16 protein-coding genes are annotated in these 21361 nt (G+C 75.4%); 5 read left to right on the plus strand and 11 right to left on the minus strand.

The window, feature by feature from the left end; all coding sequences use genetic code 11:
* Positions 1–39 precede the first annotated feature (39 nt).
* Positions 40–1197, plus strand: coding sequence for an exonuclease SbcCD subunit D (locus tag ACZ4WQ_RS30230; RefSeq protein ID WP_398373160.1), 1158 nt, complete (start codon positions 40–42; stop codon positions 1195–1197).
* A complete protein-coding gene (locus tag ACZ4WQ_RS30235; protein WP_398373162.1) occupies positions 1194–5015 on the plus strand; it encodes an AAA family ATPase in 3822 nt (1273 codons plus the stop codon). The genes ACZ4WQ_RS30230 and ACZ4WQ_RS30235 overlap by 4 nt, the downstream gene beginning before the upstream one ends.
* Positions 5016–5093: 78 nt before the next feature.
* On the opposite strand, the gene ACZ4WQ_RS30240 is transcribed toward ACZ4WQ_RS30235, so the two are convergent.
* The 5 genes from ACZ4WQ_RS30240 to pdxR form a co-directional block, all read right to left on the minus strand.
* Positions 5094–6776 carry a DUF885 domain-containing protein gene (locus tag ACZ4WQ_RS30240; RefSeq protein WP_385346295.1) on the minus strand — a complete coding sequence of 561 codons (1683 nt, stop codon included), beginning with the start codon at positions 6774–6776 and terminating at the stop codon, positions 5094–5096.
* Between the two features lie 111 nt (positions 6777–6887).
* Positions 6888–8159 carry a GNAT family N-acetyltransferase gene (locus tag ACZ4WQ_RS30245; protein WP_398373165.1) on the minus strand — a complete coding sequence of 424 codons (1272 nt, stop codon included), beginning with the start codon at positions 8157–8159 and terminating at the stop codon, positions 6888–6890.
* Between the two features lie 194 nt (positions 8160–8353).
* Positions 8354–8878, minus strand: coding sequence for a DUF1990 family protein (locus ACZ4WQ_RS30250; RefSeq protein WP_398373167.1), 525 nt, complete (start codon positions 8876–8878; stop codon positions 8354–8356).
* A 30-nt stretch (positions 8879–8908) separates the two neighbouring features.
* Positions 8909–10513 carry an alkaline phosphatase D family protein gene (locus ACZ4WQ_RS30255; RefSeq protein ID WP_385346299.1) on the minus strand — a complete coding sequence of 535 codons (1605 nt, stop codon included), beginning with the start codon at positions 10511–10513 and terminating at the stop codon, positions 8909–8911.
* A gap of 67 nt (positions 10514–10580) precedes the next feature.
* Complete coding sequence (gene pdxR / locus ACZ4WQ_RS30260) at positions 10581–12137, minus strand: MocR-like pyridoxine biosynthesis transcription factor PdxR (protein WP_398373169.1); 1557 nt, start codon at positions 12135–12137, stop codon at positions 10581–10583.
* Positions 12138–12184: 47 nt separating this feature from the next.
* Between pdxR and ACZ4WQ_RS30265 the strand changes: the two genes are divergently transcribed.
* Both ACZ4WQ_RS30265 and ACZ4WQ_RS30270 read left to right on the plus strand, forming a co-directional pair.
* Positions 12185–13258 (plus strand): DMT family transporter, encoded by a 1074-nt coding sequence (locus ACZ4WQ_RS30265; RefSeq protein ID WP_398373171.1) that lies wholly within the window; start codon positions 12185–12187, stop codon positions 13256–13258.
* 108 nt (positions 13259–13366) lie between these two features.
* A complete protein-coding gene (locus tag ACZ4WQ_RS30270) occupies positions 13367–14275 on the plus strand; it encodes an RNA polymerase sigma-70 factor (RefSeq protein ID WP_385346305.1) in 909 nt (302 codons plus the stop codon).
* Here the strand turns inward: ACZ4WQ_RS30270 and ACZ4WQ_RS30275 are convergent.
* Positions 14269–15048 (minus strand): SDR family NAD(P)-dependent oxidoreductase, encoded by a 780-nt coding sequence (locus ACZ4WQ_RS30275; RefSeq protein ID WP_311729505.1) that lies wholly within the window; start codon positions 15046–15048, stop codon positions 14269–14271. The two genes, ACZ4WQ_RS30270 and ACZ4WQ_RS30275, sit on opposite strands and share 7 nt — an antisense overlap.
* 148 nt (positions 15049–15196) lie before the next feature.
* Here ACZ4WQ_RS30275 and ACZ4WQ_RS30280 point away from each other — a divergent pair, with 148 nt between their 5' ends.
* A complete protein-coding gene (locus ACZ4WQ_RS30280) occupies positions 15197–15940 on the plus strand; it encodes a GntR family transcriptional regulator (protein WP_385346307.1) in 744 nt (247 codons plus the stop codon).
* 146 nt (positions 15941–16086) lie between these two features.
* Here the strand turns inward: ACZ4WQ_RS30280 and ACZ4WQ_RS30285 are convergent, their stop codons facing one another.
* From ACZ4WQ_RS30285 to ACZ4WQ_RS30305, 5 genes are all read right to left on the minus strand, one after another.
* Complete coding sequence (locus tag ACZ4WQ_RS30285) at positions 16087–17655, minus strand: SMI1/KNR4 family protein (RefSeq protein WP_385346308.1); 1569 nt, start codon at positions 17653–17655, stop codon at positions 16087–16089.
* Positions 17656–17731: 76 nt separating this feature from the next.
* The gene (locus ACZ4WQ_RS30290) at positions 17732–18448 is read right to left on the minus strand and encodes an SMI1/KNR4 family protein (protein WP_385346310.1); all 717 of its coding nucleotides are present in this window, start codon (positions 18446–18448) and stop codon (positions 17732–17734) included.
* 101 nt (positions 18449–18549) lie between these two features.
* Positions 18550–19164 (minus strand): hypothetical protein, encoded by a 615-nt coding sequence (locus ACZ4WQ_RS30295; protein ID WP_468022583.1) that lies wholly within the window; start codon positions 19162–19164, stop codon positions 18550–18552.
* A 52-nt stretch (positions 19165–19216) separates the two neighbouring features.
* Positions 19217–20464, minus strand: coding sequence for an ROK family protein (locus tag ACZ4WQ_RS30300; RefSeq protein ID WP_311729500.1), 1248 nt, complete (start codon positions 20462–20464; stop codon positions 19217–19219).
* Between the two features lie 67 nt (positions 20465–20531).
* Positions 20532–21185, minus strand: coding sequence for a response regulator transcription factor (locus ACZ4WQ_RS30305; RefSeq protein ID WP_468022584.1), 654 nt, complete (start codon positions 21183–21185; stop codon positions 20532–20534).
* Between the last annotated feature and the right edge of the window lie 176 nt (positions 21186–21361).

Here is a 21361-nt window from a genome sequence, read left to right on the forward strand (position 1 = left end):
GGCGGAGGGTGTACCAGGAATGCGGGGCGGGGCCGGGCTGTGAGATTTCTGCACACATCGGACTGGCACCTGGGGCGGTCCTTCCACCGGGTGAACCTGCTCTCCGAGCAGCGGCGGTTCATCGACCACCTGGTCGAGACCGTGCGCGAGCAGCGGGTCGACGCCGTGCTCGTCGCGGGCGACGTCTACGACCGGGCGGTGCCGCCGCTCGCCGCCGTCGAGCTCTTCGACGACGCCCTGCACCGCCTCGCCGACCTCGGCGTGCCGACCGTGATGATCTCCGGCAACCATGACTCGGCCCGGCGGCTCGGCGTCGGCGCCGGGCTGATCGAGCGGGCCGGAATCCATCTGCGCACCGACCCCGCGGGGTGCGCCACCCCGGTCGTCCTGGCCGACGACCACGGCGACGTCGCGTTCTACGGCCTGCCGTACCTCGAGCCCGCCCTGGTGCGGGAGGCGCTGGGAGCCGAGGCGGCCGGGCACACCGCGGTGCTGCGCGCCGCCATGGACCGGGTGCGCGCCGACCTCGCCGCCCGGGCGCCCGGCACCCGCTCGGTCGTCCTCGCCCACGCCTTCGTCACCGGCGGCGCGCCCAGCGACAGCGAGCGCGACATCACCGTCGGCGGCGTCGACTCCGTCCCCGCCGAGATCTTCGACGGCGTCGACTACGCGGCGCTCGGACATCTCCACGGCTGTCAGTCCATCACCGAGCGGATCCGCTACTCCGGCTCGCCGCTCGCGTACTCCTTCTCCGAGGCGCGGCACCGCAAGTCCATGTGGCTCGTCGACCTCGGCCCCGGCGGCGCCGTGGCCGCCGAGCGCGTCGACTGCCCGGTGCCCAGGCCGCTGGCCCGGATCAGGGGCCGGATCGAGGAGCTGCTCAGCGACCCCGACCTGGCCCGGCACGAGGACGCCTGGGTCGAGGCGACCCTCACCGACCCCGCGCGCCCCCACGAGCCGATGCCCCGCCTGGCGCGGCGCTTCCCCCATCTGCTGAGCCTGGTGTTCGACCCCGAGCGGGCCCCCGAGGACCCGCTCGCCTCCTACGCACAGCGGCTGCGCGGCCGCACCGACCGGCAGATCGCGGAGGACTTCGTGGCCCATGTGCGCGGCGGACGCGGCCCCGACGAGGCCGAGCGCGCGGTGCTCGGCGCCGCGCTGGACACCGTACGGACCGCGGGGGAGGCGCCGGAATGAGGCTGCACCGCCTCGCCATGACCGCCTTCGGCCCCTTCGGGACCACCCAGGAGGTCGACTTCGACGAGCTGTCGTCCGCCGGGCTCTTCCTGCTGCACGGGCCGACCGGCGCGGGCAAGACCTCCGTGCTGGACGCGGTCTGCTACGGCCTGTACGGGCAGGTGCCCGGCGCCCGGCAGGGCAGTGGGCTGTCGCTGCGCAGCGACCACGCCGACCCGCACACTCCCACCGAGGTCGTCCTCGAACTCACCGCCGGCGGACGGCGCCTGGAGATCACCCGCCGCCCCGAGCAGCCCCGCCCCAAGAAGCGCGGCACCGGCACCACGCGCGAGAAGGCGCAGAGTCGGCTGCGCGAACACCTCCCCGGGGCCGGGGAGTGGAAGGCGCTCAGCCGCTCGCACCAGGAGATCGGCGAGGAGATCAGCCAGCTGCTCGGCATGAGCAAGGAGCAGTTCTGCCAGGTGGTGCTGTTGCCCCAGGGCGACTTCGCCCGCTTCCTGCGCGCCGACGAACTGGCCCGCGGCAAGCTGCTCGGCAAGCTCTTCGACACGGGCCGCTTCGCCGCCGTCGAGGAGCGCCTCGCCGAGCTGCGGCGCGCCGCGGAGAAACAGGTCGTCGGCGGCGACGAACGGCTGCTCGCCCTGGCCCACCGCATGGCACAGGCCGCGGGGCCCGCCCTCGATGTGCAGCAGCTGCCCGACCTCGCCCCCGGCGAGCCGGGGCTGGCCGGCGCCGTCCTGGAGTGGGCCGCCGTCGCCCGTACGACCGCCCGCGAGCGACAGGACATCGCGCTCGCCGCGCTCCACGCCGCCGAGACCGCCCACCGGGCCGTCCGGCGAGCGGCCGACGCCGAACGCGAACGCGCCCGCCTCCAGCGCCGCCACGCCGACGCCCGGCACCGCGCCGACGCACTCGAACAGCAGCGCCCCGAGCACGACCTGACCCGCGAGCGCCTGGAGCGGGCCCGCGCGGCCGAGGCCGTCGTCCCCGCCCTGGACCTCCACGCGGCCGCCGAACGCGACCACACCACCGCCACGTCCGCCGACCACACCGCCCGCACCCGCCTCGCGGCGGAGCCCGGCCTGGAGCTTCAGCGGATGGGCTCGGTGGACACCCCCGCGCCCGGCGGGATCGGGCTCCCGGGGCCGCGCACGGGGGCGGGGGCCGAGCGTCCGACGGCGGGCGCCGCGGACGAATCAGCGGTCCCCGGCCCCGGACCGGGCCGCCCCGCCGGGGCGCCGGGTCCGGCGGGCGACGAGTCCGGGCAGCGGGTGGTGACGGAGCCGCCGCGTGCGGACGGCGTCGGTGCGTGGCCGGCCGCCGACCGGCGAGGGCCGCATGCGCGGGGGAAGTTCCACGGCCGCTCCGGGGCGGGCGATGAGTGGCCCGCCGAGGGGCATGTGGGCGCGGACCCCGCGCCGGGCGCGCGGGGGGTGTCGGAGCCGGGGGCCCGATGGGGCGCCCACGAGCCGGGCCAGGCGGCTGACCGCGCCGGGCGGCCCGCCGATGGGCGGGCAGGAGCTGACTCCGGGCGGGGGCGCGGCGGGCCGCAAGGTGTGGCGCGGCCCGCCCACGGGCAGGCCGACGCGGGGTCCGGCCAGACGGCCCGGGCCTGCGCCGGCACGTCGGGGCATGCGGGCGCGGACGTCGCGCCGTCGGCCGACGAGGAGCGAACGCCGGGTGTGCCGCCGCGGGCCCACGGGCTTCAGACGGCGGAGGGCGTGCCGACGGAGTCCGGAGGGCTCGCCGACGCGCCGGGCGTGGCGGGCGGTGACTCCGGGCGGCAGGGCGCGGCCTCTGCGTGCGGAGCGCTCGCGGTGCCGGAGCAGGGTTCCGGGGAGCGTGGTGGGACGCCGGGCGCACCGGACCTCGCGGGCGGCGACGCCGGGTGGCTGGCCGGTGAGGAGCGGCGGCTGCGGGAGGAGTTGGGGTCGCTGGGCGCGGCGTGGCGGGCCGAGCGGCGGGCGGGGGAGGTGGCCGACGAGGTCGCGCGGCTCGACCGGCAGGCGCGTGCCGACGAGGAGGCGATCGAGGAGGCCGGGCAGTGGCTCGCCGGGTGGGAGACGGCGCGCCAGGCGCATACGCGGCGCGTCGAGGCCGCGCAGGACGCGGTCACCCGGGCCGAGCAGCTCGCGGGGCAGCTCGCCCCGGCCCGGCAGCGGCTCGACGCCGCCCGGCGGCGGGACCTGCTCGCCGGGCAGGCGACCGAGGCGGACCAGCGCCTGCTGCGCTCCCGTGAGGAGGCCGCCGCGGCGCACGAGACATGGCTGGACCTGAAGGACCGGCGGCTGCGCGGCATCGCCGCCGAGCTCGCGGCGGGGCTGCGCGGCGGCGAGCCCTGCGCGGTGTGCGGGGCGACCGAACACCCCCGCCCCGCCCGCCCGGGCGCGGGCCATGTGGACCGTACGGCGGAGGAGGCCGCGCTGGCGGCCTACCGGCGGGCCGAGGCCGGGCGGGAAGAGGACGAGCGGGGGCGGCAGTCGCTACGGGAGGCGCTGGCGGGCGCGGAGGCCGCCGCGGGCGGCGGCACGGCGGACGAGCTGGACCGGGCCGTGGCCGACGTGGAGACCGCACTGGCCGAGGCGCGCGGGGCCGGGGCCGACGGCCACGCCGCGCGCGAGGCCCTGGCCCACGCCGAGGAGGAGCACGAGCGGCGCCTGGCCCAGAAGCAGGAGGCCGAGCGCCGCGCCGCGGGGCGTACCTCGCACCGCGAGGCCCTGGTGCGGGAGCGGGCCGCGCTGCTGGCGGACCTGGAGCGGGCCCGCGGCGGAGCCGCCACCGTCGCTGAGCGCGCCGCCCGGCTGGAGCGCCACGCGGGGCTGCTGGCCGGGGCCGCCGAGGCGGCCCGCGAGGCGGAGGCCGCCACGCGGCGGCTGGCGGAGGCGGAGGCACGGCTCGCGGACGCCGCGCGCCGCGCGGGCTTCGAGACGCCGCACGCCGCGGCCTGCGCCGTCCTGCCCGCGGCGAACCAGCGTGGGCTGCGGCACCGCCTGGACCAGTGGCAGACGGAGTCCGCGGCCGTCACGGCGGAGCTGGCCGACCCGCAACTGGCCGCGGCCGCGCAGGAGCCGCCCGCCGACCCCACCGCCGCCGACGCGGCGGCCGAGGCGGCCACCCGGGCGCTGCGCGAGGCGTCGGCGCGGGACGCGGCGGCCCGTACCCGCTGCCAGGAGCTGGACAAACTCTCCGCCCAGGCCGTCGCCGACGCGCGGCGGCTCGCCCCGCTGCGCGACGAGCACGACCGCCTGGCCCGGCTGGCCACGCTCGCCGCAGGCACCTCCGCCGAGAACGAGCGGAAGATGCGCCTGGAGGCGTACGTCCTGGCCGCGCGCCTCGAACAGGTCGCGGCCGCGGCCAGCGCGCGGCTGCGGCACATGTCCGCCGGGCGCTACACGCTGGTGCACTCCGACGCCCGGACGGGCGGCCGCGGCAGGTCGGGCCTGGGCCTGCATGTCATCGACGCCTGGACGGGCAGCGAGCGCGACACCGCCACCCTCTCCGGCGGCGAGACCTTCTTCGTGTCGCTCTCGCTCGCCCTCGGCCTCGCCGACGTGGTGACGGACGAGGCGGGCGGCACCCGGCTGGACACCCTGTTCATCGACGAGGGTTTCGGCAGCCTGGACGAGCAGACCCTCGACGAGGTCCTGGACGTGCTGGACTCGCTGCGCGAGCGGGACCGTACGGTCGGCATCGTCAGCCATGTCGCCGATCTGCGGCAGCGCATACCGGTGCGTCTTGAGGTGGTGAAGGGCCGGGACGGATCGGCGGTGCGCCACCGTACGGCCGGGGCCACGGCGGGGGCGGGCCGCCGCCCCTGACACGTCCCCAGGGGCGGCGGCGCGGCCCCAACGGGGCGCGCCGCGCCGCCCCCGCCGCGGCCGGTCCCGGCCCGCCCGTCAGATCGCCGAGAGCTCGGCCACCAGGTCGTCCAGGCCCAGCGAGCCCTGCGAAAGGGCCGCCATGTGCCAGGACTTGGCGTCGAAGGCATCGCCGTGGGCCTTGCGGGCCGCCTCGCGCCCGGCCAGCCAGGCCCGCTCGCCCAGCTTGTAGCCGATGGCCTGGCCCGGCATGCCCAGGTAGCGCACCAGCTCGCTCTCGACGAAGTCCGCGGGCCGGCCGCTGTGCCTGCCGAAGAACTCCTGCGCCAGCTCCGGCGTCCAGCGCTCCCCGGGGTGGAACGGGGAGTCGGCGGGGATCTCCAGCTCCAGGTGCATACCGATGTCGATGATCACGCGCACCGCGCGCATCATCTGCGCGTCGAGATAGCCCAGGCGCCGCTCGGAGTCGGTGAGGAAGCCCAGCTCGTCCATCAGCCGCTCCGCGTACAGCGCCCAGCCCTCCGCGTTGGCGCTGACCATGCCGACCGTGGCCTGGTAGCGGGAGAGCCGGTCGGCCACGTGCGCCCACTGCGCGAGCTGGAGATGGTGGCCGGGCACACCCTCGTGGTACCAGGTGGAGACCAGGTCGTAGACGGGGAAGCGGGTCTCGCCCATGGTGGGCAGCCAGGTCCGGCCGGGGCGGGAGAAGTCCACCGACGGCTGGGTGTAGTACGGCGCCGCCGCGCTGCCCGGCGGCGCGATCATCGACTCGACCCGCTTGACCCGCTCGGCCAGGTCGAAGTGGGTGCCGTCCAGCGCCTCGATGGCCTGGTCCATGAGCCCCTGGAGCCAGACGCGGGTCTCCTCGACGCCCTCGATGGCCTCGCCGTGCTCGTCGAGGTGGCGCAGCGCCTCCCAGGGGGTGGCGCCGGGGAGGATCTTCTCCGCCTCGGTGCGCATCTCGGCGTGCAGCCGGTGGTATTCGGACCAGCCGTAGGCGTACGCCTCGTCCAGGTCGAGGTCCGTGCCGTTCCACATGCGCGCCCAGGTGCGGTAGCGCTCGCGCCCGACGACATCGGGCGCGCCCTGGACCGCCGGTCCGTACACATCGCGCAGCCAGTCGCGGAGCGCGGCGAGGGCGGCGGTGGCCTCGACCGCCGCCCCGTCCAGCTCGGTGCGCAGCGCGTCGGGGCCGCCGGACGCGAAGTCGGCGAACCAGCCGCCTTCGGCGCCGATCCATTCGCCGAGCTGGCCGACGACCGTGGTCACCTGCCGGGGGCCCGCGGGCAGCTCCCGGCGCAGCCCCTCGGCGAGCGAGGCGCGGTATCCCTCCAGGGCGGCGGGTACGGCGCGCAGCCGCGCGGCGACCGCCGCCCAGTCGTCCTCGGTCTCGGTCGGCATCACGGTGAAGACGCCGCGCACCTCGTGGAGCGGGGAGTGGAGGTTGCTGACGGCCCGCAGCTGCTCGTGAGCCTCGTGCACGGCGAGTTCGGCGGTCAGCCGCTCCCGCAGCAGCCGGGCGCAGCGCCGCTCGCTGTCGCTGTCCGCACCGGGCCGCGTCTCGGCCTCGGCGAGCCGGTCCAGGGTGGTGCGGGCGAGGCTCGCGAGCGCCTCCCGCCCCGCGGGGGAGTAGTCCGGCAGGCGCCGGGCGCTCTCGGGCACCCCCAGGTAGGTGCCGGTGATCGGATCGAGTTCGATGAGGGCGTCGACGTAGGCGTCGGCCACCTGGCGGGGCAGGGATGCGTCATTGGTGTCGGACATGCGGCCATCCTCGTACGGCGGGAGGTGTCGCGTCACGGGCATTGGACGTGACGTACCTGACCGAGATCATCTCGTGCCGGACCAGCCCGCGCCCCCGCCCGGCGCGGCCCGCTACGCGCCCGAGGTGATCACCGCGGGTGAGAGCCGGGCGGTGATGACGAGCGTGCCCTCCTCGATCTGGTAGTCCAGCGGCAGCTCCAGCGCGCGCATCGCCGCGACCATGCCGGTGTTGGCCGACTGGGTGACGGCGTAGACGCTTTCGCCCCCCGCCTCCGCGGCCATCGCGACCAGCCGCCGCAGCACCTCGCCGCCGATGCCCCGCCGCTGCCACTCGTCCTCGACGAGCAGCGCGATCTCGGTCTCGTCCCCGTCCCACAGCAGATGGCCGAGGGCGACCAGCCGTCCGGAGGCGGTGTACGCGGCAAGGGTGCGGCCGAAGCGCGGGCTCAGCAGGTGGGTCAGATAGCGGTCGGCGTCGTCGGCCGGGCCGTGGTAGCGCCGGGTGAGCGTCGCGGCCGAGCACCGCTGGTGCATGGCGCGCGCGGCGTCCAGGTCGCGGGTGTCGGCGCGGCGCACGGTGATCTCGTTGCCCTCGGGCAGCGTCAGCACATCGTGGCGGCGGGGCACCCGCGGGCCCAGCCGGGTGTCCAGCTCGACCAGGGCGCGGGCGCGCGCGAACTCGGTCGGGGTGAAGGGGAGGTAGGGGCGCTCGACGGTGATCGCGCCGCCGGACGGGTCCCGCAGCCGCATCACGGTCTCCTCCAGCACGCCCTCAACCGGCGGGGCGCCGTCCGCCCCGGCCACGGGATGCCTGCCGAGGGACTTGGCGGGCACCGACCGGATGGTGCAGCGGCCGAGCAGCCCGCGCAGCGCGAGGGGGAGTTCGGCGGCGTCCAGGGCGGTGCGGGTGGCCAGGGACAGGATCCGGGTCGGCGCGTCCACCAGGTCGTGGGCGTCGGCCCGCTCGAGCCAGGTGTCGCGGCCGCCCCCGGTGGTGACGGCGCCGGTGAGCTCGGAGGGCGGCAGACCGGCGGGGGCGCGCAGCAGGAACTCGTCGACGGTGCCGTCGGCCAGCGGGTGGGTCTGGAGCGACAGGATGTCGACCTCGTGGTGGGCGAGCGCCATGCACAGCGCGGCCAGGGTGCCCGGCTCGTCCCGCACGGTCGTCCGCATCCGCCACAGGGTGGTCTCGGCGCTCCGCGCGCCGGTTCCGCCGTTTGTGTGGTGAGCGCCGTTCGTGCCGTCCGTGCTGCCCGTACCGTCAGTGCCGTCCGTGACAGGGCCGTTGCCGTGGCGCCGTGACCACCGGGCGGCCAGCTCTACCAGATCGCGCCGCCAGCCGTGGGGGCGCCGGGTGTGGTCGTGAGGGGTCGCGTCGGTCATGCGTACACCCTTGCGGAGGGGTGTTGCGCGATCACGAACGCATTGTGACCGATGGGTTAAGAGGGTATTTGCGACGCGAAACCGTTTTTGTCTGGAATGGAGCGGTTGAAAGGCGGAGCCTGTCGGGGCTCGCCGCCGCCTCTCAGGGTCTCATGCCGCGCCAATCAGGCTGCCATGCGGTGGGGTTCAGGTTCTCACGCGGTGGCCAGCCGCCGCAGCACGGCCCCGCAGCGCCGCGCGTACGCCCGCTGGAACAGCGGCACCAGCGGCCCGGCGGCCCGCGCGTACCAGACCGCCGGACGGCTGAACGCGGTCACCGTGAGCAGCACGGTCCCGTCCCGCTCCAGGCTGACCACGAACGACTCCTCGCCACGCTCCGGGTGCCCGGGCAGCGTCCCGTACGCGAAGCCGATCCGCGTCTCCTCCGCCAGCGTCCACACCACCTGGCACGGCGCGCGCAGCCGCAGCCGCCCCACCCCAAGACCGATCACCACCGGCAGACCCGCCACCGCGGTCGGCTCCCAGCAGCGCACCGACACGCCCACCGCCCGGTGCATGCGCCAGTCCATCACGGCCCGGCCCGCGGCCCCGAACGCGTCGGGGCCGCGGCCCACCGGGACGGACACCCGGAGATGGCTGTAGCCGTCGGGCAGCGGCCACTGCCGCGTGGCGCCCGTCTCCGGGTAGGTCAGACGGGATGCGGGGCCGGTCGTGGACATGCCCGTACGGTACGAGCCCGGCCCCGCACGTCACTGACCGACGCGCCCGGGCTGGAGCACCTTGGTGTAGAGCACCGTGCCGCCCACCTCGCGCAGCCGCACCGTCAGCTCGCCGCTGTGCCCGTCGATGTCCACCTCGCCGTAGAACTGGAAGCCCTCGGCCGGCGAGACGTTCGCCCTGGTCGGCGCCTTGACGAAGGGCTGCTCCGGCCCGAAGGTTCCGTCCAGCTTCACCGCCGGGAAGGAGCCCGCGTTCAGTGGCCCGGAGACGAACTCCCAGAACGGGGCGAAGTCCTTGAAGGCCGCCCGCGACGGGTCGTAGTGCTGGGCGCTGGTGTAGTGGACGTCCGCCGTCAGCCACACCGTGCCGGTGATCTTCCGGTGCTTGATGTGCCGCAGCAGCTCCGCGATCTGGAGTTCACGGCCGAGCGGCGCGCCCGGGTCGCCCTGCGCGACCGCCTCGAAGTCCGTCGCCCCGTCCGGGACCACGAGGCCCAGCGGCATGTCGCAGGCGATCACCTTCCACACCGCGCGCGACGCCGACAGCTCCCGCTTGAGCCACGCCAGCTGCTCGGCGCCGAGGATGCCCTGGGCGTCGTCGGGCTGCCGGTCCGGGGAGTTGGCGTTCCGGTACGTACGGCAGTCCAGCACGAAGACGTCGAGCAGCGGGCCGTGCCGGAGCACCCGGTACACCCGGTTCTGGGCGTCCGACCGCATCGTGGAGATGGGGAAGTACTCGCTGAACGCCTGCCGCGACCGCGCCGCCAGCACGTTCACGTTCTTCTCGGTGTAGCGGTCGTCGGTGAGGATCTCGCCCGGGTACCAGTTGTTGAGCACCTCGTGGTCGTCCCACTGGATGATGGTGGGCACCTGGGCGTTGAAGCGGCGCAGATTGGCGTCGAGGAGGTTGTAGCGGAAGTTGCCCCGGTACTCGTCGAGCGTCTCGGCGACCTTGGACTTCTCCTCGGTGACCAGGTTCCGCCAGGTGCGGCCGTCGGGCAGCGTCACGCTCTGCGTCATCGGGCCGTCGGCGTAGATGTTGTCACCGCTGCACAGGAAGAAGTCCGGGTCCAGCCGCCGCATCTCCTCGAAGATCCGGTAGCCGCCGAGCTCCGGGTTGATGCCCCAGCCCTGCCCCGCCAGGTCGCCCGACCACACGAACCGCAGGCCCTGGCGGCGGGCCGGCGCGGTGCGGAACGTCCCGTACACCGGCTCGCCGGTGCGGCGCGGGTCGTCCGGGTCGGCGAGCAGCACCCGGTAGTGCACCTGGGTGCCCGCGGGCAGCCCGTGCAGCGGGGTGGTGCCGGTGAAGTCGCTGCCGGCCCCGAGCACCGGGCCCCGCCAGCGCCGCGCCTTCGCGAACGACTCGGTCGCGGATGTCTCGACGACCATCCGGGCCGGACGGTCCGAGCGCACCCACACCAGGCCCGAGGACGTGGTCACATCGCCCACCTGGACGCCCCACTGGGCGCTCGGCCGTCCGGACAGCGCCTGCGCGGGCGCGGCGGACGCCACTGACGACGCCAGCGCCGGCAGCGCCAGCCCGGCGGACGCCGCCGCCGAGCCCCGCAGTACCTGCCGCCGTCCAATTCCTCTGTCGGATTCCCGCGCCATGCCGAACCTCCCGTTGCTCATGGAACCGCTGTGCGGTCCTGTTGCTATCGGTGCCAGATGCCTCGCGTTCGAACGGACAGTGAACAACTCACCGCGGGGTGCCGGGAAGGCCCGGGGCCCGGGCCTCGGCGATCAGCGCCACGGCCCGGGCGATCCGGGCGGGGGAGAGGTGGGCGTAGCCCATCACCAGACGCACCTCGCCGGCGTCCTCGGCGTCCTCGGCGTTCTCGGCGTCCTCGGCGTTTTCGTCGTCCTCGGCGTTTTCGTCGGGCGAGTGGGCGGGGGTGTCGGCGGGCCGCCGGGCGAAGTCGGCGAGCGGGCGCAGCGCCACCCCCGCCTCCGCCGCGCGCTCCAGGAAGCGCGCCTCGGGCCCGTACCGCCGCGGCAGCCGCGCGATGATGTGCAGCCCGGCGGCGATCCCGGTCACCTCCGTGCCCGGGAAGTGTTCCGCCAGCGCCGCGACCAGCGCGTCGCGCCGCTCCCGGTAGGCGCGCTGACAGCGCCGCAACTGCCGGTCGTAGTCGCCGCGTTCGATGAACTCGGCCAGCAGCGCCTGGTCCAGCGCCGGATTGCCCAGGTCCATGGTCCGCTTGCGCTCCACGACCAGGTCCACGAGGTGTTCGGGGACCACCAGCCAGCCCAGCCGCAGCCCCGGGGCGAGCGACTTGCTGACCGACCCGGCGTAGGCGACCCGCGCCGGGTCCAGGCCCTGGAGCGCGCCGACCGGCGCCCGGTCGTAGCGGAAGTCGCCGTCGTAGTCGTCCTCCAGCAACAGCCCGTCGGCGGTCCGCGCCCACTCCAGCAGTTCGAGGCGGCGCCGCGCCGAATACGCGATGCCCGAAGGGAACTGATGGCACGGAGTCAGCTGGGCGGCCCGCGCGCCCGAGGCGGCCAGCGCGGCGGGGGAGGCCCCCTCGGCGTCCAGCGGCACGGGCACGGTCGTCAGGCCCGCCGCCGAGAGCAGCGCGGTGTTCTCGGGGCTGCCCGGATCCTCCACCGCCACGGCCCGGTGGCCAAGACCGGCCAGTGTGAAGCCCAGCAACGTCATGGCCTGCGCCACACCCGAGCAGATCACCACGGACTCCGGGTCCGCCACCACCCCGCGGCGGCGGGTGAGCAGCCCCGCCACGGCCGCCCGCAACTCCGGCAGCCCGCGCGGATCCGGATACCCGAGCCCGCTGTGCGGAAGGCGCGCCAGAACCCGGCGGTGCGCCGCCGACCACGCGGCGCGCGGAAACAGCGACAGATCGGGGGTGCCGGGCAGGAAGCCGGTCCCGGGGGCGTCGGCGGCCGCGGGGCGCCGGTGCTCCCGCGCCGCCGTGGCCCGCGCCGCCCCGCTCACCCATGTGCCCGAGCCCCGGCTGCTGTTGAGGTATCCCTCGGCCGTCAGCTGCTCGTACGCGTCGGTCACCAGGCCGCGTGAGACCCCCAGGTCGGCGGCCAGCTCCCGGCTGGACGGCAGCCGGGTCCCGGCGGCGATCCGGCCGGAGCGCACCGCCTCGCGCAGCGCGGACTGAAGTGTCCGCCCGCGCTTACGGGGCGGCGCGGCCGCGGTGGGGAGCAGCAGCTCCCACGCGGCGGTCCAGGAAGAGGCCCGCGAGGTGGTCCGGGAGGGGGTCCGGGAAGTGGTCCGGGAATCAGCCATCGAATTGGACCTTAAGGGGTACCGGTCGGCTGCCTAGCGTCGGCGCCATGAAACGAAGTGATCTTCCGGAGGGCGCGGGACCGGCCGAGCCCACCGCTGCCACTGCTGCCACCGCGCGGTCGCGCCATGGGCGGCTGGGGGCGCTGCTCGCGGCCGTGGCGTGCTGCCTGGTCGGTGCCTCGTTCACCGCCAACAGCGTGCTGGGCGACTACCCGCTCGCGGGCGGCCAGGCGCTGCGCTACGGCCTCGCCTGCGTCCTGCTCCTGCCGCTCGCCGCGCGCGGCGGGCCGGTGCGGGCTCCGCTGCGGGCGCTGAGCGGGCGGCAGTGGGGGCGGCTGGCCGCGCTGGCGGCCGTCGGGATGGTGGGGTTCAACCTGGCCGTGCTGGCGGCGGAGGGCAGCGCGGAACCCGCGGTGCCCGGGGTGTTCGTCGGCTGCGCGCCCGTGGCCGTCGCCGTGATCGCGCCCGCGCTCGACGGGCGGCGCCCGGCCCCGGCGGTGGTCGCGGGGGCGCTGTCGGTCGCCGCGGGCGCCTTCGTCGTGCAGGGGTGGGGGCGTACGGACACGGCGGGGCTGCTGTGGTCGCTGGGGGCGCTCGTGGGCGAGGTGGGCTTCGCCGTCCTGGCCGTCCCCGTGCTGCGGCCGCTCGGACCGCGGCTGCTGTCCGCCGCGGCCTGCGGCCTGGCCGCTGTGGAGTCAGCGCTGCTCGGCCTGGTGCTCGACGGCGGGGGATGGCTGCGGACACCGGACGGCGGGGAGGCGGCGGCGCTGCTGTGGCAGGGGGTGGTGGTCACCGTCGTCGGCTTCGTGTGCTGGTACGTCGGCGTCCAGCGGATCGGCGCCGAGCGGGCCACCCTCTTCTCGGGGCTCATCCCCGTCTCCGCCGCCGCGACCGCACCGCTCGTCGGCACCGGCGGATACGGCCCGGCACAGGCGGGCGGCAGCCTTCTGGTCGGGCTGGGGGTGGCCCTGGGCTCGGGCGTGCTGGGCACGGCGAGCGGCCGGTCAGCGGCTGCCGTCCAGGATCACGGAGGCGACGGGCGCGGGGTCGTCGATCACGCGGACACGGCGGCGGCCGGGGAGGCGGACCAGCCGGGCCCCTGCGACCACGGCCCCGGCTGAACGCCGCCAGGGCCGGGCGCGGATGGCGCCGGCAGGGCGGATCGGTGCGGTGCGGTGCCCGCCGGGCCGCCGGACGACCGGCCTCGGCCGGATGGGATGATGAGCCGCGTGACCACCGCAGATACCGCGACGGACGTCTTCGAAGAGCACCGCCCCACGCTGACCGGCGTCGCCTACCGGATGCTGGGCCGGGCGGCGGACGCGGAGGACGTCGTCCAGGAGGCGTGGCTGCGCTGGTCCGGCGCCGACCGCGAGCCGGTGCGCGACCCCCGCGGCTATCTCGTACGGATCACCACCCGCCTCGCCATCGACCGGCTGCGGCAGGCCCAGGCCCGCCACGAGGCGTACGTCGGCCCATGGCTGCCCGAGCCCATCGCCACCGACTTCGGCCACACCGCCCCGGACACCGCCGAGCTGGCGGTGCTCGCCGAGTCCGTCTCGCTGGCCGTGCTCGTGGTCCTGGAGTCGCTCTCGCCGCTGGAGCGCGCGGTGTTCGTGCTGCGCGAGGCATTCGGCTTCCCGTACGGGGAGATCGCCGCCGCCCTGGACCGCACGGAGGCGGCGGTGCGGCAGATGGCCGGGCGGGCGCGGCGCCATGTGGACGAGCGCAAGCCGCGGTTCGAGGTGGACCCGGGGCAGCGCCGCGACCTGACGGAGCGTTTTCTGGCCGCAGCCCGCAGCGGGGACCTCGACGGCCTGCTCGCCCTGCTGGCACCCGACGCCCGCCTGATCAACGACGGCGGCGGGAAGGCCAAGGCGGCGCTGCGCGTCCTGGAGACGGCGGGCAAGATCGCCCGCTTCGTGGTGGGGATCAGCCAGGACGCCGTCCCGGACCCGGAGTTCGTCTTCACCGAGCTCAACGGCGGGCCCGCGGTGGTGCTCTTCTCGGCCGGCCGCCCCGACACGGCCCTCTCCCTCGATGTCGCCGAGGGCCGTGTCCAGGCCGTCTACATCGTGCGCAACCCCGACAAGCTGACACACCTGACGCGGCGGTTGCCCGGCGCCGGGGGTCAGTGAACGGAGAGCCCGCCGTCGACGAAGATCGCCTGCCCGGTGACATAGGCGGAGGCGCGGCTCGCCAGGAACACCGCGGCGCCCTCGAAGTCCTCGGCCAGGCCGTTGCGCCCGACCATCGTGCGCGCGGCCAGCGCCGACACCTTCTCGGGGTCGGACGACAGCCGCACGTTGAGCGGCGTCATCACGAAGCCCGGGACCAGGGTGTTGCAGGTGACGCCGTACGGCGACCACGCCTCGGCCTGTGACCGGGCCAGCGACTCCAGCGCCCCCTTGGAGACCCCGTACGCGCCGCTCTGCACAAACGCCCGGTGCGCCTGCTGGGAGGTGATGTGGATGATCCGCCCGAAGCCCCGCTCGGCCATCCCCGGGCCGAACCGCTGCCCCAGCAGATAGGGCGCCTCCAGGTTCACCGCCATCGTGGTGTCCCACACTTCCTCGCCCAACTCGCCCATCGGGGGCCGCAGATTGACCCCGGCGCTGTTGACCAGGATGTCGGGCTCCCCGAACACCGCGGCCGCCTCCTCGGCCGCCGCCCGGACGGCGTCACGGGTGCCCAGGTCGGCGCTCACCCAGGCCGCCCGGCAGCCCTGCCCCGTCAGCTCCTCGACCGTGGCGGCCAGCTCCGCCTCCCTGCGCGCCACCACCACGACGCTCGCGCCCGCGCGCGCCAGGGCCCCGGTGATGGCACGGCCGATGCCCGAGCTGCCCCCGGTCACCACGGCGACCCGGCCGTCCAGCGAGAAGAGTTCGGAGAGATAGGACTGTGAGCTCATGGCGGCATCCTAGGCGGCGCGTCGATTGGTCTTGACCAACCCGGGGCGCCGTCCTATCGTCGCCATAGATACTGCAACAACCTTTAATAAAGAAACACGCATATCGAAGCGCGCATGTCGCGGCGCACAGACTGTTGCGGAGGACAGGGTGGGGACCACGCAGCTCGACACGGTGCCGGAGCCCAAGTACTGGCATCTGAAAACCGTGCTCACCGACGCGCTCGACTCGGAGTTCGCGGTCGGTGAGATCCTGCCCAACGAGCGTGAGCTCGCGGCCCGCTTCGGCGTGGCCCGCGCCACCCTCCGGCAGGCCCTCGAACAGCTCGAGCTGGAGGGCAGGTTGCAGCGCCGCCGCGGCGTCGGCACCACCGTGGCCCCGCCCCGCATGGGCGTCGCGGTCGGCGAGCGCGCCCACAGCTGGGAGGACGCGGACGACGCGGCCTGGCAGCCCGTCGACAGCACCGAGACCGCCCCGCCCGCCGAGATCGCCCGGCTGCTGGAGATCCAGCCCGGCGCCCTGGTGCACATCGTGCGCCGCAGCCGCGTCGGCCACGGCCAGCCGATCGCCGCCGAGCTTCTCTACGTCCCGCCCGCGTCCGTCCCCGGCCTCAGCGCCCTCGACACCCCGCCCGGCGCCGCCCGCGCCCGCGCGATCCTCCGCGAGCTGCGCCACGTGGAACTCGGGGGCCGCGAGCAGTCGGTCGAGCTGGGCTCCGCCCGGGCCGACCAGGCCAAGGCCCTGGACCGGCTGCCCGGCGCCCCCGTCCTCGTGGTCACCACCCGCTACACCGCGGCCGGCCACACGATCGCCGTGGCGGTGGCCACCTACCGCGCCGACACCTGCCGCCTCACCTTCGGCGACGGCGCGGGTGTGGAACTCCTGGCGGGCTGACCCCGGACGGAGCCGCCCGCCACCACCCGCGCCCAGGCCCTGTCTCCCCGATCTCAGCGGGCCCGCGACGCCTGGCACCCGCCCCCAGCGGTCGCTGGGGGCGTCACCGTCACAGAGATCGGAGAGACGGGGCCCAGCGCCCGGGCTCACCCGCCCTCGGTTCCGAGCGTGCCGGTGAAGCGCAGCGCGCCCCCGGTGTCCAGGCCGATCCGGTCCGACCAGGCGAGGGCCTCGTCCAGCGTGGCCTCGTCGTCGGCCAGGCGGGCGGCGGCGAGGGTGGGCGGCGCCTTGCCCTCGTCCAGCAGGGCGGTCCACTGCCGCGCGGTGAGGGCCAGATAGCGCAGGTCGGGCAGGTCGGCCAGGACGGTCGGATCGCGGACCTCGGCCCGGGAGAGGTCCAGGCCGCGCAGGTTCGGGACGGTGCGCAGCGGGGCGATGTCGATCGGGGCGGTGGTCCCCAGGCTCAGAGAGCTGAGATCCGGGTGGCCTTCGAGCGGCGTCAGGTCGCCGCCGTCCAGGGTGACGCGCAATGACTCGACGGGCAGCGCGCGCAGCGGCGTCAGATCGGCGGTGGCGCCGCTGTTGAGGTGCAGCAGCCGCAGGCTCGGGGCCGCCAGGAGCGGGGCGAGATCGACCGGGCCGGTGGCGTCGTTGATGTGGATGGCCTGGAGGGCGGGCGGGATCACGTCGGGGATCTCGCCGATGATCCTCTCCGGGCCGAACCTGCGGCCGGGCTCCAGCGGGAAGACATAACCGTCCTCCTCCTCGTACGCCCCTTCTTCCAGCTCCTTCAGGTGGCGGCCGAGCAGAGAGGTGAGCGAGTCGGCGACGTAGGCCGGGCCCCTGTTGTAGTCGCGGCCCATCCGGATGACCTGGCCGGGCCGGCCGTCGCGGGCCGGGGCCAGGTCCACCGCCAGGTAGTTGCCGTCCTCGCCGGTGGCGAAGGGCAGCCAGGCCGGGTGCCCGTCGCAGCGCCGGACGGTGTCGGCCGGGTCGGTGTCGAAGACGACCGAGTGCCAGGCCAGCTCCCAGCTGTACCAGGCCGATTCGCGCTGGTCGGCATGGACGGTGACCAGGCTCTTCAGCGCCATCCAGGCCATGCCGCCGAGCAGGTAGCGGTGCTCGAAGCCGACGCCGTCCCCGTCGGCGATCGAGTACAGCGCCCGCAGGTCGGCGGGCAGGGGCCGGCCGATGCGGCGCTCGGCCTCGTCGAGCGCGGCGGCCGAGGCGGGCGGCGGCAGCTGCTCGGGCCGCCCCAGGATCGCGGCCCGCCGCTCCAGATACGCGCGGAACCGCGCCACCGCCAGCTCCGGGTCGCCCGCGGGCGCGGCCGTGCCCGCCTCCTGCCCGAACCCCGGCTCGGGCAGCCGGTAGTCGGGGTCCAGCACGACCTGGAAACCGCCGCCTCGCCCGCGCAGGCTGGTGATCGTGTCCGCGGACGCGACCAGCCGGTACTCGCCGGACGGGCGGCACTCGATCTCCAATGTGGTCGATTCACCGCCCCCGGTCGCCCGCAACGCCCCGGCCAGTGCCCTCAGTTCGGGAAAGAGGCTGGGCACCGGGTGGCGCCACGAGGCCGTGCCGGGGACGAAGTAGGCGCCGGTCAACGAGGCCCCGCCCGCGCGCGCCGTGCACCCCAGCACCGCCCGCGTCCAGCCCGCCGGCGCGGCCGCGACGAGCTTCTCGACGATCCGCCGCGCGGCCTGCTCCACCATGCCCTGCTCCCCGTTCTGCCGGTACTGCTCGTCATCATCGCAGTGGGCTGTGACAGACGGACGGGCGCGGTGTCCGCTACCCGCCGGACGTGGTCCGGCCGGAGGTGAACTGAAGCCGTGGCGGCGGCTCGGTCGTCTCGTCCCAGGCGCGGCGCTCGGCGTGGTCGAGCCAGTTCAGATACCACTCCGCGAACGACACATGCCCCGTTCTGCGGATCAGCTCGACCGGCACCACGCCCTCCCCGACCGCCCGTACGTCGTCCCACATGGTGCCGCTGAGGGGGCCCGTGACCACGAGGAGCGAGTAGTACCCGCAGCCCTGGTGGCCGATGCAGAGGGTGCCCTCGGTCAGTGCGTCGAGCAGCTCGTCGTGGCGGGCGTCCCAGGTGGCGTACACGGCGGCGAAGGCGTCGTCGTCGGCGTCCGGATGGTCGGCCCGCGTGGGCTCCGCGCACTCGTGGTCCTCGAGCTCGGCCGTGAGCCCGGGGCGGAAGGGCAGGGCGCAGTGGCCGGAGGCGGGCGGGGTGTCGGGGCCGGGGGGTTTGATCGGGAACAGGCCGTACTCGGGGCCCGCGCCACCCGCTCCCACCTCCAGGAGGAACGTGCGGTACTCCTGGGGCAGTTCGGCGCCGAACCGCCTCTCCACCGCCTCCAGCTGCTCCTCGGTGAGGACGGGCAGCAGCTCGAAGTTGTGGCCGTGGTCGGGGTAGTCGGCGCCGAACACCGCCCACCACCGCGGCGCCTTCCGCAGCGCGAGCACACGCTCCCGCACCCCTGCCCAGGTCCCGCCCATCGCTCCTCCTCGGGAATGCAACACCGCCACCACCGTACGCAGCCCCGCGCCACTCCGCCGCGGGGCCGGCATCCGGTGGCGCAGGGGGGCCGGGGACGGCGTCAGCCGAACCAGACGACCAGGCGTACGTTGTCGGCGCCGATATCGGCGGCCAGCTCTCGCATCGTCTGCCAGACCTGCGCCCAGGGCGCCTCGTCCGGAGGGACGAGCATCCGTGCGGTGAGGATCACGGGGCGGTACACCGCGCCGTCCAGGGGCACTTCGCCGCCCGGTGGCCACTGCGACGGCGCGAGGAGCATGTGGCCGCCGAAAATGTCGGACGCTGCATCGGCCAGGTCGACCGTGGCCGGTACGACGTCGTGCCTGACGAGTTCGCCGGTCGGGCCAGGTCGCCACCGGGCCGCCCAGTACCGGGCGGGGCCGTCGGCGAGGGGGGCGTCCCAGTCGATGGCGGCGACTTCGGCCCAGGTGGCGCAGGTGTGGCTGTGACCGTAGAAGTCCTCGGTGCCCGTTTCCCGTACCCAGTCCGAGGCGTCGGGCGGAAGCCCCCGGCTGTCGAAGAGCGGACGCTGGATGTCGTCGCTGTTTCCGAAGCCGAAGAGACACTCCCACGCGGAGCGGTCCCGGCCGAGCCGGAAGTCCAGCAGGTTGACCTCGGTTTCCCAGCGGCCGTCCGCCGCACGGATTTCGATCACGCCGCTGATGTCCGTTCCCATGAGGGACGACCCTAGAACAGCCGGAACATCTGGGCGGCCTGCCGCGGCCGGATCAGCGGCTCGCGCGGCGGGCCGTGACCGTGGACTCGACGGCGAACAGCTCCTCTTCCACATGGTCGAGGGCCAGCCGGAGCGCGCCGGTCACCACGGCCGCCTCGCCGAGGAGGGACTGGGCGACCTGGGGCGGGCGCAGGCACCAGCGGGCGAGCTCGTCCCGAAGGGGGTCGAGGACGCCGTCCAGGCCGGTGGCCCAGCCGCCGACCACCACGACCTCGGGGTCGAGGGCGAGGACGAGCGCGCCCACGTCATGGACGAGGCGGCGGATGAAGCGGTCGACGGCCGCGCGGGCGCGGGTGTCCCCGGAGCGGGCGAGGGCGAAGACGCGGGCGACCTGGCCCTCGTCGAGAGGGTTGAGCGGTTCGCCGGTCGTGGAGAGGACCTCTTCCGGGGTGGCTTCGCGGCCCAGCAGGTGCAGGGCGCCGATCTCGCCCGCCGCGCCGCCGAAGCCGCGGTGCAGCCGCCCGCCGATCAGCGACCCGGCGCCGGGGCTCAGACCCGCCAGGACGAAGACCACGTCGTCGGAGCCGACGGCGGCGCCCTTCCAGTGCTCGGCCACGGCGGCGGCGTTGGCGTCGTTCTCGACGAGCACCGGGCAGCGGAAGGAGCGGCGCAGGCGCTCCCCGAGGCGCAGCCCGGTCCAGCCGGGGAGGGCGGTGCCCAGGTGGACGGTGCCGTCGGCCTCGACGACGCCGGGGCTGCCGACCCCCACCGCCCGCAGCGAGTGGCGGGAGACCCCGGCCCGGCGCAGCAGGTCGGCGACGGCGCCGCGGACCCGCTCCAGGCGCTCGTCGGCCGACGCCTTCTCGGACACCTCCCGCACCGTGGAGCCGAGCGGTCGGCCGTCGAGGTCGGAGAGCAGGGCGGCGACACGGTGGGCGCCGATCTCGACGCCCAGCAGATGGCCGGCCTCGGCCCGGAACCGGAAGCGCCGGGCGGGGCGCCCCTGACGGCGGACGCCGCCCTCCTCGGCGGGCATCTCCACCACCAGGCCGTCCGCGATCAGCCCCTCGACCACGCCCTCGACGGTGGGGCGGGACAAGCCGGTCACCCGGGTGAGGTCGGTGAGGGTGGCACAGCCCGGCGCGGCGTCGGGGGCGCGCTCCGGGGCGCGGTCGGCGTCCGCGCCGGCACCGGGGTCCCGGCCCTCGGGGGACACGGTCGCCGCGCGCAGCGCGTGCAGGACGACGGCGGAGTTGATGCGCCGCAGCAGGGACGGATCCCCGCCGGTGAGCCGCCCCACGTGGACCTCCCTGCTGTGGGTGTCTGCCGGATCGTAGCCGCTGGACGTGGACGCGGCGAGAGGCACGTCAGCCGGGCACCACGAAGCCCGACTCGTACGCCGCGATCACCGCCTGGGTGCGGTCCCGCGCGCCCAGTTTCGCCAGCACCGCGCTGACGTGTGTCTTGACCGTCTCGGTGCCGATGAGCAGATGGCCGGAGATCTCGGCGTTCGACAGGCCACGGGCCATCAGCCGCAACACCTCCGCCTCGCGTTCGGTGAGGGCGGCCCGCTCCATGGCCTCGCGGGCGCGCGCGTTGCCGCCGCGGGCCGCGGCGAGCGACCGTACGGCCGCCGGGAACAGCAGCGACTCCCCCTCCGCCACCAGGCGCACCGCATGCACGATCTCGGCCGGGCGGGCCCGCTTGAGCAGAAAGCCGTCCGCCCCGGCGAGCAGCGCCTCGTACACGTACTCGTCGTTCTCGAAGGTCGTCACGACCAGGATCCGGGGCGGGTCGGGGACCGCCCGCAGCACGGCGCGGGTCGCCTCGATGCCGTCCAGCAGCGGCATCCGCACATCCATCGCCACCACATCCGGCCGCAGTTGCCGCACCAGCGGCACCACCGAGGCCCCGTCGGCCGCCTCGCCGGTGACCCGGATGTCCGGCTGGGACTCCAGGATCGCGCGCAACCCGGCACGCACCAACTGCTCGTCGTCGACGAGGAGGACACTGATCGGCACGCGAACACCCTAGACCGTCCGGCAGTAGGGCCCGCGGCGTCGCGTGCCGATGGGCGGCGCCTGGCCGCACCCCGCTCGTCGCACGCAGCGCCGCTGCGCTCTCCTCACGGGGCACGCCCATGCTTGCCCCTCGACCCGCTCCTTCACCCGCGCTCCCTACCGCCGGACGGTCTTAA

It is taken from the genome of Streptomyces sp. NPDC028305, assembly GCF_055569495.1.